General features: G+C 69.5%; 14 protein-coding genes. 5 read left to right on the forward strand and 9 right to left on the reverse strand.

Annotated features, from left to right (window positions below):
- Nucleotides 1-23: 23 nt before the first annotated feature.
- From AB0F43_RS36960 to AB0F43_RS36970, 3 genes are all read right to left on the reverse strand, one after another.
- On the reverse strand, nt 24-1484 hold the full coding sequence (locus tag AB0F43_RS36960; protein WP_360488181.1) for a cobyric acid synthase: 1461 nt from the start codon (nt 1482-1484) through the stop codon (nt 24-26).
- A 24-nt stretch (nt 1485-1508) separates the two neighbouring features.
- A complete protein-coding gene (locus AB0F43_RS36965) occupies nt 1509-2045 on the reverse strand; it encodes a YbaK/EbsC family protein (protein ID WP_360488184.1) in 537 nt (178 codons plus the stop codon).
- A gap of 115 nt (nt 2046-2160) precedes the next feature.
- Nucleotides 2161-2460 (reverse strand): GNAT family N-acetyltransferase, encoded by a 300-nt coding sequence (locus AB0F43_RS36970; protein WP_360488187.1) that lies wholly within the window; start codon nt 2458-2460, stop codon nt 2161-2163.
- Nucleotides 2461-2651: 191 nt separating this feature from the next.
- Here AB0F43_RS36970 and AB0F43_RS36975 point away from each other — a divergent pair, with 191 nt between their 5' ends.
- The gene (locus AB0F43_RS36975) at nt 2652-3476 is read left to right on the forward strand and encodes a helix-turn-helix transcriptional regulator (RefSeq protein WP_360488268.1); all 825 of its coding nucleotides are present in this window, start codon (nt 2652-2654) and stop codon (nt 3474-3476) included.
- A gap of 19 nt (nt 3477-3495) precedes the next feature.
- On the opposite strand, the gene AB0F43_RS36980 is transcribed toward AB0F43_RS36975, so the two are convergent.
- Together AB0F43_RS36980 and AB0F43_RS36985 are read right to left on the reverse strand one after the other, a co-directional pair.
- On the reverse strand, nt 3496-3927 hold the full coding sequence (locus AB0F43_RS36980; protein WP_360488190.1) for an organic hydroperoxide resistance protein: 432 nt from the start codon (nt 3925-3927) through the stop codon (nt 3496-3498).
- Between the two features lie 65 nt (nt 3928-3992).
- Entirely contained in the window at nt 3993-4946 is a 954-nt protein-coding gene (locus AB0F43_RS36985; protein WP_360488193.1) for a zinc-binding dehydrogenase, read from the reverse strand.
- Between the two features lie 50 nt (nt 4947-4996).
- Between AB0F43_RS36985 and AB0F43_RS36990 the strand changes: the two genes are divergently transcribed.
- Nucleotides 4997-5647 carry a TetR/AcrR family transcriptional regulator gene (locus AB0F43_RS36990; RefSeq protein WP_360488196.1) on the forward strand — a complete coding sequence of 217 codons (651 nt, stop codon included), beginning with the start codon at nt 4997-4999 and terminating at the stop codon, nt 5645-5647.
- Here the strand turns inward: AB0F43_RS36990 and AB0F43_RS36995 are convergent.
- The 4 genes from AB0F43_RS36995 to AB0F43_RS37010 form a co-directional block, all read right to left on the reverse strand.
- Nucleotides 5631-6377, reverse strand: coding sequence for a sulfite exporter TauE/SafE family protein (locus AB0F43_RS36995; protein WP_360488199.1), 747 nt, complete (start codon nt 6375-6377; stop codon nt 5631-5633). The genes AB0F43_RS36990 and AB0F43_RS36995 overlap by 17 nt on opposite strands.
- Before the next feature lie 131 nt (nt 6378-6508).
- On the reverse strand, nt 6509-7666 hold the full coding sequence (locus AB0F43_RS37000) for an SPFH domain-containing protein (RefSeq protein ID WP_360488202.1): 1158 nt from the start codon (nt 7664-7666) through the stop codon (nt 6509-6511).
- Between the two features lie 160 nt (nt 7667-7826).
- A complete protein-coding gene (locus AB0F43_RS37005; protein WP_360488204.1) occupies nt 7827-8351 on the reverse strand; it encodes an NfeD family protein in 525 nt (174 codons plus the stop codon).
- A 183-nt stretch (nt 8352-8534) separates the two neighbouring features.
- Nucleotides 8535-9317, reverse strand: a complete 783-nt coding sequence (locus AB0F43_RS37010; RefSeq protein WP_360488207.1) for an ABC transporter ATP-binding protein — start codon at nt 9315-9317, stop codon at nt 8535-8537.
- 88 nt (nt 9318-9405) lie between these two features.
- Here AB0F43_RS37010 and AB0F43_RS37015 point away from each other — a divergent pair, with 88 nt between their 5' ends.
- Genes AB0F43_RS37015 through AB0F43_RS37025 form a run of 3 tightly spaced genes read left to right on the forward strand, consistent with a single transcriptional unit; the run spans nt 9406 to nt 12340 of the window.
- On the forward strand, nt 9406-10140 hold the full coding sequence (locus AB0F43_RS37015; protein ID WP_360488210.1) for a hypothetical protein: 735 nt from the start codon (nt 9406-9408) through the stop codon (nt 10138-10140).
- Nucleotides 10141-10193: 53 nt separating this feature from the next.
- Nucleotides 10194-11411, forward strand: a complete 1218-nt coding sequence (gene serB, locus AB0F43_RS37020) for a phosphoserine phosphatase SerB (RefSeq protein ID WP_360488213.1) — start codon at nt 10194-10196, stop codon at nt 11409-11411.
- 35 nt (nt 11412-11446) lie between these two features.
- Nucleotides 11447-12340, forward strand: a complete 894-nt coding sequence (locus AB0F43_RS37025; RefSeq protein ID WP_360488216.1) for a GNAT family N-acetyltransferase — start codon at nt 11447-11449, stop codon at nt 12338-12340.
- The last annotated feature ends 117 nt before the right edge of the window (nt 12341-12457 follow it).

The raw sequence follows: 12457 nt of genomic DNA on the forward strand, positions 1-12457 counted from the left end.
AGCTGAGGACGCTAACCCACGCCTCAGACAGTTTGCGGCACACCCGGTGGAATGAACGGCGGCGCGGTCGGGCCGTGTGCGATCAGCTTCATCAGAGCGGCCGTGTCGGCGTACGAGTCGATGGCGTCGGCGAGCCGGTCCAGGCGGGCCTCGCGCAGCGCGGCGAACGAGACCGTGCCGTCCGGCGCCGGCTTGCCGGTCACCTCGGCGACCTCGGCCAGGAACGCGTGCCGCGCCGCGTCGTCGTCCAGCAGCCCGTGCCAGATCGTTCCCCAGGTGTTCCCGACCCGGCACCCGCCAGGAAACTCGGCCGCGTCCCCGGTGATCGTCACCACGCCATGATGGATCTCGTACGCCGTCGGCGCCGGCCGGGCCAGCACCTTGCCGGCCGCGAACACCGTTGCTCCCGGCAACAACCCGAGTCCGGTGTGCTCACCACCACCCTCGACACCGTGCGGGTCCGAGATCGCACCACCCAGCAACTGATACCCACCACAGATCCCGAGCACCGGCCGCCCGGCCGCGACCCGGGCCGCCACCGCATCGGCAAGCCCGTGCTCCCGCAACCACTGCAGGTCCGCCACGGTCGCCCGCGATCCCGGCAGTACGACGAGATCGGCGTCCCGCACCTCGGCCGGGCTGGTCGTGAAGAACACACTGTTCGTCGGCTCGACCGCGAGGGCGTCCAGGTCGGTGAAGTTGCTGATCCGCGGGAACCGGACGACCGCGACGGTGAGCAGGTCGGCCGGCGAACTCCGCCGTACGGGGATGTCGAGCGCGTCCTCGGAGTCCAGCCACAGCTCGGGCAGCCACGGGAGTACGCCGTACGTCGGACGGCCGGTCACGGCGGTCAGCATGTCGATCCCCGGCTGGAGCAGCGACACATCACCGCGGAACTTGTTCACCAGGAACCCGCTGATCAGCCCTTGATCGGCCGCGTTCAGCAACGCGACCGTGCCGAACATCGACGCGAACACTCCGCCACGATCGATATCGCCGACCACGACCACCGGGGCCTTGGCGTGCTGCGCGAGGCCCATGTTCACGTAGTCGGATTGCCGCAGGTTGATCTCCGTCGGGCTGCCCGCGCCCTCGCTGATCACCACGTCGTAGCGCGACGCCAGATCGTCGTACGCCGCGAAGGCCGCCTTGGCCAACTCCGCTCGCTCGGTCAGGAACCCGCGAGCGGTCAGTTCGCCCCACGGCTCCCCCATCAGCACGACATGGCTGCGACGGTCGCTGCCGGGCTTGAGCAGCACCGGGTTCATCGCGGCCTCCGGCTCGGCGCCGGCGGCGACGGCCTGGATCCACTGCGCCCGGCCGATCTCGGCGCCGTCCGCGCAGACCATCGAGTTGTTCGACATGTTCTGCGCCTTGTAGGGCGCCACCCGCACACCCTGACGCGCCAGCCACCGGCAGAGCCCGGTCACCACGGTCGTCTTGCCCGCGTCGGACGTCGTACCGGCAATCAGGAGCGAACCCACCCGGCCTACCTTACTGCGCGGCGTTCAGCCCACGGGAGACGCGAGCCGCAGGACCTCGGCGGTGGAGAGCTTGGCGAGATCGGCGCCGTCGACGAGGAGCTTGGACGCCCGGATACCGCTGCCGATCACGACCGGCCCGGCGTTCGCGACCGCCTCGTCGACCAGGACCGGCCAGTCCGCGGGCAGTCCGATCGGGGTGATGCCGCCGTACTCCATCCGCGTCGTGCTGACCGCGTCGTCCTGGGCGGCGAACGAGATCTTCCGGACACCGAGGTGCTTGCGGATCACGCCGTTCACATCCGCCCGGTGGGTCGCGAGCACCATCACCGCGGCGTACGTCGACTCACCGGCCCGCTTGCCGTGGACGATCACGCAGTTCGCCGACGCGGCCATCGGTACGTCGTACTCCGCGCAGAAGGCGGCCGTGTCGGCCAGGCCGGGATCGATCGCCGCCGCGTACCCCGGGATCGACCCGAGACCGTCCCGCACCGGCTCGGCCAGCAACTCCGGCACCTCGGCCGCCGGCCGCCACTCGAGCTTGCCCAAACCCGGCCCGGTCATGGGGCCTCCCGGCCTGGACTGAGGAGCGGAGGGAGCGAAGCGACTGGAGTGACGAGGGAAGGCTGGGAGTTAGAGCCCCATGACCCGCCGCGCCGGAGGCGTGGCATCAGTACAGTCACTCGCCCGGCCGCTTGACTAAGTCGGCGTACTCGGTGTGTTCCTCGAGGAAGTCCTGGTAGAACGGGCAGGCCGGCTTGACCCGGAGTCCGAGTGCCCGGGCGTCGTCCAGCGACTTCGTGGCGATCTGGCCGGCCACGCCGCGGCCGCGATAGTCGGGCAGTGTCTCGGCATGCAAGAAAATGATGACACCAGGATGCAGCGCGTAGTCGACGAAGCCCATCAGGTTGCCGTCCGCGTCGAGCGCCTCGTACCGGCTCCGCTCGCCGGCGTCCACCACGTTGATCTCGTTCTCCATGCTCGCCACTCTAGCCACGGCTCCAGCCACGCCCGGCCGGCCTACCGCGAGTAAGTTGTGGACGGCCGACCGCCTGTTGCCGTGGACAGACGGTAGCATCGCGGGCTGAAATGGGTGAGTGGACGGGCGCTGGGGTGGGTGACGACGTGACGGTGGCTGGTGGAGACGGTGGACCGACCGCTCTCCGCATCATGCTCGGCGGACAGCTGCGGCGGATGCGGGAGCAGGCCGGGATCAGCCGCGCCGACGCCGGCTGGCAGATCCGCGCCTCCGAGTCCAAGGTCAGCCGGATGGAACTCGGCCGGGTCGGGTTCAAGGAACGGGACGTCAGCGACCTGCTCGAGCTCTACGGCATGCAGGACGAGGAGGAACGCTTCCGGCTGATGGAGCTGGCCCGGGCGGCCAACAACCCGGGCTGGTGGTCCCGGTACGGCGACGTGATGCCGACCTGGTTCACCAACTACGTCGGCCTCGAGGTCGCGGCCACCCTGATCCGGACCTACGAGGTGATGTTCGTCCCGGGCCTGCTGCAGACCGAGGAGTACGCGCGGGCCGTCGTCCAGATGGGCAAGGCCTACCTGCCCGTCCAGGAGATCGAGCAGCGGGTGGCGCTGCGGGTGGCCCGGCAGCAGATCCTCAACCGGGCGAACCCGGCCCGCCTCTGGGTGGTCATTGACGAGTCGGTGCTGCGCCGCCCGGTCGGTGGCGAGGACATCATGCGGGCCCAGATCGAGCACCTGATGATGTGGGCGCAGGAGCCGAACATCACCCTCCAGGTGATGCCGTTCAGCAGCGTCGGCTACCCGGGCGCGGGCGGTGCGTTCAGCATCCTGCGGTTCCCCGAGGGCGACCTGCCGGACATCGTCTACATCGAGCACGCGGCCAGCGCGCTGTACCTGGACAAGCTGGAAGAGGTCGACGAGTACGTCGCGATCATGGAAGCGCTGACGATCGCGGCGGCGCCGGTGTCGCACACCGACAGCCTGTTGAAGGAAGCCCTCGCTCGGATGGACTGATCCTCCGGGGTGGCAACGCTCAGGCGACCTTGAGGTCGACCTCGATGTTTCCACGGGTGGCGTTGGAGTACGGGCAGACCTGGTGCGCCTTGGCGACCAGCTCCTCCGCGACGGCGCGCTCGACGCCCGGCAGGCTCACCTCGAGCACGACCTCCAGGCCGTAGCCGGCGCCGCCGTTGATCGGGCCGATCCCGACCTCCGCGGTGACGGTCGACCCGTCCGCGTCCTGGCGGGCCTTGCGGGCGACCAGCTTGAGCGCGCTGTGGAAGCAGGCCGCGTAGCCGGCCGCGAACAACTGCTCCGGGTTGGTGCCGTGGCCGCTGCCGCCCATCTCGACCGGCGGCGCGACGACGACGTCGAGCTTGCCGTCGTTGCTCGCGACCTTGCCGTCCCGGCCGCCTTGAGCGGTGGCCTTGGCGGTGTAAAGAACCTTCTCTACTGCGACTGCCATAAAGACAACCCTCCTGAATCGTTGCGTGTGAAGTGCAGGTCGTGGCTGGTGCCGCGTTGAAAGGATCAGCGGGTGGGGTCGAGCACGAGCTTGCCGACGGTCCGGCGGGCTCGCAGGTCCTCGTGGGCGGTGGCGACGTCGGACAGCGCGTACTCGCCACCGACGATCGGGCGGAGCTTGCCGCTCGCGGTCAGGTCGAACAGCTCGGCCAACGGGTCGCCGAGCAGCGCCGGCTCGCGGAAGCAGTCGGCCAGCCAGAAGCCGGCGATCGTCTTCGAGCCCTTCATCAACCGGCTCGCGTCGATCGGCGCGGCGACCTGCCGGGACGCGGCACCGAAGGTGACCAGTCGGCCGAACCGCGCGAGCGCCGCGAACGACTCGTCGAACGTCGGCCCGCCGACCATCTCGAGCACGATGTCGACCGGCTTGCCGCCGTTCGCCTCGACGATGCGGTCCTTCAGGCCGTCCGGCTCGCCGTCGATCGCCTCGTCCGCGCCGAGCTCCAGCGCCTGCTTGCGCTTCTCCTCGCTGGACGCGGTCGCGATCACCCGGCCCGCACCCCACAACTTCGCGAGTTGCACCGCGAGGGACCCGACACCACCGGCACCGGCGTGCACCAGCACGGACTCAGCCGGCTGCAGGTGCGTGGACGTCTTCAGCAGGTGCCAGGCCGTCGTGCCCTGCAGGACCAGCGCGAGCGCGGCGTCGTCACTGACACCTTCGGGTACGTCGAACGCGTACGCCGCCTGCGCCACCGCCTTCTCGGCGTATCCGCCGGAACCGACGAGTGCGACCACTCGGCGTCCGTCCGCCGTACGTCCGACGACCTCTCCGCCCGGGATCATCGGCAGCTCGGTCTTGGACAGGTACGAGTTCTCGACCTGGTGGGTGTCCGCGTAGTTGATGCCGGCGCGATCGACCGTGATCAGGACCTGGCCGTCACCGGCGACCGGCTCCGGCACATCGCTGATCTTGAGGACCTCGGGTCCGCCGAACTCGGTAATCTGTATCGCACGCATACACCGTACTATACACTGTACGTTAGGAACGTCGACGGGAGGTGCGTCACATGGCGAGGACGCCGCGCAACACGCTCAGCTCCGAGCTGATCGTGCGGACCGCCCTGGAGCTGATGGAGTCGAAGGGCACCGACGGGTTCAGCCTGCGCCGGGTGGCCGCGGAGCTCGGGGTCGGCCCAATGGCGCTCTACACCTACTTCCGCAACAAGGACGACCTGTACGACGCCGTCCGCGACCACCTGATGGGGCTGCTCCCCGCCGTACCGCAGGACGTGGCGTGGCCCGACCAGGTGCGGGCGGTGTGCCGGAGCCTGCGGTTGCTGATGCTGCAGCACCCTTGCCTTGCGCAACTACTGTCGGGACGCCCGTTGAGCGGTCACGAGACGGCCCGGGTCGCTGAAGGGCTGCTCGGCGTACTGCGGAACGCCGGCTTCGACCCGGAGGCGGCGGCGCGGACGCACACCACGTTGTTCACCTACGTACTCGGGGCCACATCCTGGGAGATCCAGATGGCCGCCGAGCGCCGCGATCCCGAGGCCTGGCGGCGGTTGCGCACGACGATGGAGTCCCTGTCCGCACGCGAGTTCCCGACGGTGGTCGACCTCGCGCCGGAGCTGGCGCGTACGACGGGTGGCGACGACCAGTTCGACTACGGCCTCGACCTGCTGCTCGCCGGCCTCGAGGTCAGAAGACCATCGTGACGATCGCGATGATGCCGATGCAGACGATCAGGGAGCGCAACGCGATCGGCGGGAGCTTGCGGCCGTAGCGGGCGCCGAGGAAGCCGCCGATGGTGGAACCGACCGCGATCAGGCCGGCCGCCAGCCAGTCGACGTCGGCGACGATGATGAACAGCACTGCGGCGACCGTGTTCACGAACGTCGCGAGCACGTTCTTCAGACCGTTCATCCGCTGCAGGTTCGGATCCAGGCCTAGGCCGAGGATCGCCATCAGCAGCACACCTTGGGCGGCACCGAAGTACCCGCCGTAGATGCCGGTGGCAAACACCGCGGGGATCACCCACCACGCGCCGCGGTGGGTGTGCTCGGGGACGCTGATCCACTTCTTCAGCCACGGCTGCAGGGCGACCAGCGCGCAGCCGAGCAGGATCAGCACCGGTACGACGGCGTGGAACGCGGAGTCGGGCAGGGTCAGCAGCAGCACGGCTCCGACGATGCCGCCGATCAGCGAGGCCGGGATCAGCCGGATCATCCGGCCGCGCTGGCCCTCCAGCTCACGCCGGTAACCGATCGCGCCGGCCGCCGTACCCGGCGCCAGGCCGACGCTGTTGCTCACGTTCGCCAGTACCGGAGGGATGCCGACGGCAAGTAACGCGGGGAAGGTCAACAGCGTGCCCGAACCCACCACGGCGTTGATCGTGCCCGCGCCCATCCCCGCCAGCAGGACGAACAGCGCCTCGAACCATGTCATCGCTGCCAGACTTTACGCACCTGACAGTCCGGTCCGCTCATCCGTCCATCCGTTGAGCAGGCAACCTCTTGGCGACGGACAGCACAAGGCCTTCCCGGGCTGACCCCGGGAAGGCCTTGTTTTCCGTGTGTTCAGCGCTCGAGCGGCGGCTCTGGTGACGGCGGAACCGGGGGCTCCTGGTTCTGGCCGACGGCGGGCGGGACCTGCTGCTGGCTTCGGCTGCTGACGGCCGCTTTCTGCGCTTCGGCGATCGCCTCGGCGACCGCGTTGTCGGCCTCGGCCACGGCGGCGGCGTCCTGGGCACCGGATCCCGTCTCGACCTCCGGCAGGTGGCCGTCGCCGAGCTCCGGCGCCTGCCACGAGCCCTCGGCCTTCTGCGGGATGCCGGCCACCTGGCCGACCGCACTGCCGAGACCCTTGAGCGCGTCGCCGATCTCGCTCGGCACGATCCACAGCTTGTTCGCGTCGCCCTGGGCGATCGACGGCAGCATCTGCAGGTACTGGTAGGCGAGCAGACCCTGGTCCGGCTTGCCGGCGTGGATCGCGTTGAAGACCGTGGTGATGGCCTGCGCCTCACCCTGGGCCTTCAGGATCCGGGCCTCCCGCTCGGCCTGCGCGCGCAGGATCCGGGACTCCTTGTCACCCTGGGCGGTGAGGATCGCGGACTGCTTCTGGCCCTCGGCCGACAGGACGGCGGACTGCCGCATACCCTCGGCGGTCAGGATCGCGGCGCGCTTGTCCCGGTCGGCGCGCATCTGCTTCTCCATCGAGTCCTGGATCGACGGCGGCGGGTCGATCGAGCGCAGCTCGACCCGGTTGACCCGGATCCCCCACTTGCCGGTCGCCTCGTCCAGCACGTACCGGAGCTTCTCGTTGATCTCCTCACGGGAGGTCAGCGTCTGCTCCAGGTCCATCCCACCGATGATGTTGCGCAGCGTCGTCATGGTCAGCTGCTCGATCGCCTGGATGTAGTTGGAGATCTCGTACGTCGCCCGGACCGGGTCGTTCACCTGGAAGTAGATGACGGAGTCGATCGACACCATCAGGTTGTCCTCGGTGATGACGCCCTGCGGCGGGAACGCGACGACCTGCTCGCGCATGTCGATGGTGTAGCGGACCTTGTCGACGAACGGGGTCAACAGGTTCAGGCCGGGCTGCAACCCCGTCTTGAACTTGCCGAACCGTTCGACGATCCCGACGGTCTGCTGCTGCACCACCCGGACTGACTTGACCAGCGTGACGATCACCAGCAAGGCGACCACCGCCAGCACTACGAGGAACGCGGTCACTTGACCCTCCACTCGACAGAACCCTCAGGACGGACAGTCTTTCCTATCGACGGTCCACCCGCCGGACCGGTTCCCGGCGCGTCGGCTGCCTGATCGCGCAGGTATCGCTGTCATCCCTCAAATCCGACAGTACTGCGGCCCCCCGGCCAGGCAACCGGGGTCAGCCCTGCGGCGGATCGGTGGGTTTCGGGTCCTCCGTCGGCTGCGGGGTGTTCAGCTGGTGCAGCGAGTCGCCGACCGGGTAGACAACCGCGGTCGCGCCGTCGATCGACATGATCTCGACCCGCGTCCCCGGCGCGATCGTGGACACCTCGTCGTACGGGCGGGCCGTCCACAGGTCACCGCCGAGCCGGATCGAGCCGCCGCCGTCCGGGTGGATCTCCTTCACCACCGTGCCGGTGCGGCCGATGACGTGCGCGGAGCCGGTCTTCAGCTCGGTGCCGTGGTGGAACTTGCGGGCCAGCAGCGGGCGGATCGCGACCAGCATCGCGGCGGTGGTGATCAGTCCGACCACGATCTGCAGCCACAGCAGTCCCGGGAAGACGGCACTCACCCCGGCGGCGGCCAGCGCCCCGGCCGCCAGCATCAGCAAGGTGAAGTCGAGCGAGGCCAGCTCGGCCAGACCGAGGACAGCGGCAACCGTCAGCCACGCTGCCCAGATGTTGTCCCGCAGCCAATCCATCATTTCCCAAGCCTATCCACGTTCGGGGCCCCAAGCAGGTCCGACGACCTGTCGGACGCACCCGCGTTTCCGCCGGATCCCCACCCCCACCTCGTGGGTCCACCAGCCATCTCGTGGGTTTGCCACCCGGAACCCGGGTGGCAAACCCACTAGTTGGTGGGTCAACCAGTCAAATGGGCCGGGGCGTTAGAGGGCTCGGGCGGTGTAGCGGCCGTCTTCCTGCTTGAGGGAGAGGGCGAGATCGAAGGTGTCGCTGAGGGTTTCGGAGGTGAGGGCTTCCTGCATCGGTCCGGCCGAGACGATCCGGCCCTGCTTCAGCAGCAGCGCGTGGGTGAAACCGGGCGGGATCTCCTCGACGTGGTGGGTGACCAGGACCATCGCCGGGGCGCCGGCCGCGGTCGCGATCGAGCTGAGCGACCGGACCAGCTGCTCGCGACCGGTGAGGTCGAGACCGGCCGCGGGTTCGTCCATCAGCATCAGCTCCGGATCCGTCATCAGCGCCCGGGCGATCTGGACCCGCTTGCGCTCCCCCTCCGACAACGTCCCGAAGGTCCGGTCGCCGAGGTGACCGATGCCGAGCTCGGTCAGCAGCTCCTTGGCCCGCTGGTGGTCCAGCTCGTCGTACTCCTCCCGCCACCGGCCGAGGACGGCGTACGACGCGGAGACGACGACGTCGGACACCCGTTCGCCCCGGGGCAGCCGGTCGGCGAGGGCGGCGCTGGTCAGTCCGATCCGCGGCCGCAGCTCGAACACGTCGATCGCGCCGAGCACCTCACCGAGCAGCCCGGCGACCCCGGCCGTCGGGTGGATCTGCGCCGCGAGGATCTGCAGCAGCGTCGTCTTGCCGGCGCCGTTCGGGCCGATCACCACCCACCGGTCGGCTTCGTCGACGGTCCAGTCGATCCCGTCGAGCAGCAGCGCCCCACCACGAACGATCGACACCCCGGCCAGCTCCACCACTGCAGTCATGCCCCAAAACCTACGGGGTCGCTCCCCCGCTCTCACTCCCGGCCTGCTGATGTCGTACGGCGAGCATCGGGGTGGGAGACTGGCGGGCGTGTTGACGACCTCCGCCTCGGTTCGGTTCACCGTGTGGACCAACGCGATGCTGACCGGCGCCTGCGATCCCGACACGGCGGCCCAGAAGATCCTCGGCGACGATGTCGGGCACCACGTCGCGGGACTGGCCGCGCATCCGGCGCCGGCCACGTTGCCGGTGGCGCTCAACCTGTTGCGCGCGGCCGGGGCGACCCAGGCACATCTCGCGTTGCCGGTGCCGGGCGATCCGATCGGCCTGGCCGGACCGCCGCCGTTCAACGAGGCCGCTCTCGAGTCGGGTGAGGCCGTCGTACTGAGCGGAGCCGAGGTCGGACTGGTTCCGTCGTACGTCGGTCCGGCCGTGCAGTGGACCGTGATGGCTGCCTCGAGTCCGATGCCGGCCGATGTCGGTGAGGCCGATCGCGGACTGCGGCTGGCGTTGATCGAGGCGGCCGAGTCGCTGGCAGCGCTCGATGTCGCGCGGTGGAAGCCGGAGGTCGCGGACGCGCTGATCGACATTCGCAAGATCGGCAGCAGCCGCGGTGACGACCTCGCGCCCGGCTACCAGCCACGTGCGGTCAAGGCCGCCGCCACCGCTCGCCGGTGCCTGGCCATCGCCGACGCGGCACTCGAGGACGACGGTGCCGCCGTCACCGGTGCCGAGGCCGACGCCCGCCGACGGACGCTGCTCGACCTCGCCGCCGCGGCCCGCCGCGCCCTGGTGGCCGCCTGCGCCCCGCCCGTTCACGACTGAGATATGGACCGGAGGCCGGCCGTACGGCTGGTTTGGGTAGCGTTCGGGGTGCCATGAGTGGACAGGCTGAGTTTGAGACGTCGCTGACCGATCGCCCGACGGTGCTGGTCACCTTGACCGGTGCGGATCGCCCGGGTCTGACGTCGGCTGTGCTGTCGACGCTCGCCACCCGAGGGCTCGAGGTGATCGACGCCGAGCAGGTGGTCCTGCGGGGTCGCCTGGTACTCGGTGTGCTGGTGTCCGCTCCGCGCGACCACAAGTTCCTCAAAGACGAACTGAAGGCGCTCGAAGCGGTCCTCGGCGTCGACATCTCGGTGAAGAAGGGCATCGGCGACAACGAGCCCCGGCGGAAGGGCCGCAGCCAGGTGACCGTGATCGGGCACCCGCTGACTGCCGCCGGGCTGGCCGCGATCGCCGGCCGGATCGCCGACACCGGTGCGAACATCGACCGGATCAGCCGGATGGCGCGGTACCCGGTGACCGCGCTGGAGATCGCCGTCTCCGGCGCGGATCCGGAGGCGCTGCGGACTGTGCTCGCGCTGGAGGGTGTCAGGCAGAAGCTCGACATCGCCGTCCAGGCCGGCGGGTTGTACCGGCGGGCCAAGCGGCTGATCGTGATGGACGTCGACTCGACCCTGATCCAGGGCGAGGTGATCGAGATGCTGGCCGGCCACGCCGGCCGGCTGGAGGAAGTTGCCGCGGTCACCGAACAGGCGATGCGCGGTGAGCTCGAGTTCGCCGAGTCGCTGCACCACCGGGTCGCCCAGCTGGCGGGCCTGCCCGAGTCCGCGCTGGACGAGGTGTACCAGGCGATCCAACTGGCTCCCGGCGCACGCACTCTGGTGCGGACGCTGAAGCGGCTCGGGTACCAGTTCGCGATCGTCAGCGGCGGCTTCAGCCAGATCACCGACAAGCTGGCCGCGGACCTCGGCATCGACTACGCCGCGGCGAACCAGCTGGAGATCGTCGACGGCAAGCTCACCGGCCGGGTGATCGGCGACGTCGTCGACCGGGCCGGCAAGGCGGTCGCGCTGCGCCGGTTCGCCGAGCAGTCCAGGACGCCGCTGTCGCAGACGGTCGCGATCGGTGACGGGGCGAACGACCTCGACATGCTCGCGGCCGCCGGGCTCGGTGTCGCCTTCAACGCCAAGCCGGTCGTCCGCGAGGCCGCCGACACCCACCTGAGCGTGCCCTACCTGGACACGATCCTGTACCTGCTCGGGATCAGCCGCGAGGAAGTGGAAGCCGCCGACGCGGACAACCCGGCCTGACCGGAGTGCACCCGCGGGTGCGCGATGATCGGAGCATGTTCCCGGCCGGGTTCGCGAACCGCCCCGCGACGATCGACGACGCAGTAGCGATCTACGACCTGATGGCCGCGACCGAGATGCGGTGGCACGGCCGGGCCGAAGTGGTTCCAGACGCGGTGGCAGCCGACCTACAGCGGCCGGAGCTCGACCTCACGCGTGACACCCTCGTCGTTCACGCTCCCAACGGCGACCTCGCCGGTTGGGCCTGGTTGCATCTGGGCAAACGCGCCCAGATCGACGTGCATCCGGCGTACCAGGGGCTCGGGATCGGTACGGCGTTGCTCGACTGGGCCGAGGCGCGGTCGCGGGCGGAAGGCAGCGAGTGGCTGGCGCAGGCCGTGGACGACGCGGACGAAGCTGGAACGGGCCTGCTGCGGTCCCGCGGTTACGAGGTGCTCGCGACCAACTGGCTGCTCGAACGCCCGATCGTGACGCCCGGCCCGCGGACCGTGCCGGCCGGCATCACGCTCACGCCGTACGACGAGGCACGCGCGCACGACGTCCACGAGCTCATCGAGGCGGCGTTCTCGGAGTTCCAGCAGCGGCGGAAGTCGTACGACGAGTGGGCCCGGCTGACCGTGGAGCGGGCGACCTTCCTGCCGGCCGCCTCCACCCTCGCGTACGCCGGTGATGAGCTGATCGGTGCCGTCGTCGCCCTCGACCTGGCGGACACGAACGAGGGCTACGTCGAGCAGCTCGCGGTCCGCGCGGATCAGCGGGGTAAGGGCGTGGCGCGGGCAATGCTCGACGACACTTGTGCCGAGTTCCACCGGCTAGGGCGGCAGAACTGCATCCTCTGGACGCACTCCGGCACCGGCGCGCTCGGCATGTACGAACGCCTCGGCATGCGGGTCAGACGCAGCACGACGGTCTATCGAGCGAACGTCTGATCCGGACTGTGATGAGGTATTGACACTCAGGCATGAGAGCGCTCCCATTGGGTGATTCCCGAAGGAGGCCAAATCATGCGTTCCGCCCCGAACCGCTCCCGACGCCGTACCCTCCTG

It is taken from the genome of Kribbella sp. NPDC023972 (assembly GCF_040639075.1).
Lineage (GTDB): Bacteria > Actinomycetota > Actinomycetes > Propionibacteriales > Kribbellaceae > Kribbella.

What these genes read in the sequence shown, in the direction of transcription:
- AB0F43_RS36995 (WP_360488199.1), bottom strand. Translation starts at nt 6,377, where the DNA reads ATGACATGGTTCGAGGCGCTGTTCGTCCTGCTGGCGGGGATGGGCGCG.
- AB0F43_RS36965 (WP_360488184.1), bottom strand. Translation starts at nt 2,045, where the DNA reads ATGACCGGGCCGGGTTTGGGCAAGCTCGAGTGGCGGCCGGCGGCCGAG.
- serB (WP_360488213.1), top strand. Translation starts at nt 10,194, where the DNA reads ATGAGTGGACAGGCTGAGTTTGAGACGTCGCTGACCGATCGCCCGACG.
- AB0F43_RS36990 (WP_360488196.1), top strand. Translation starts at nt 4,997, where the DNA reads ATGGCGAGGACGCCGCGCAACACGCTCAGCTCCGAGCTGATCGTGCGG.
- AB0F43_RS36970 (WP_360488187.1), bottom strand. Translation starts at nt 2,460, where the DNA reads ATGGAGAACGAGATCAACGTGGTGGACGCCGGCGAGCGGAGCCGGTAC.
- AB0F43_RS36985 (WP_360488193.1), bottom strand. Translation starts at nt 4,946, where the DNA reads ATGCGTGCGATACAGATTACCGAGTTCGGCGGACCCGAGGTCCTCAAG.
- AB0F43_RS37005 (WP_360488204.1), bottom strand. Translation starts at nt 8,351, where the DNA reads ATGATGGATTGGCTGCGGGACAACATCTGGGCAGCGTGGCTGACGGTT.
- AB0F43_RS37025 (WP_360488216.1), top strand. Translation starts at nt 11,447, where the DNA reads ATGTTCCCGGCCGGGTTCGCGAACCGCCCCGCGACGATCGACGACGCA.
- AB0F43_RS37010 (WP_360488207.1), bottom strand. Translation starts at nt 9,317, where the DNA reads ATGACTGCAGTGGTGGAGCTGGCCGGGGTGTCGATCGTTCGTGGTGGG.
- AB0F43_RS36975 (WP_360488268.1), top strand. Translation starts at nt 2,652, where the DNA reads ATGCTCGGCGGACAGCTGCGGCGGATGCGGGAGCAGGCCGGGATCAGC.
- AB0F43_RS36980 (WP_360488190.1), bottom strand. Translation starts at nt 3,927, where the DNA reads ATGGCAGTCGCAGTAGAGAAGGTTCTTTACACCGCCAAGGCCACCGCT.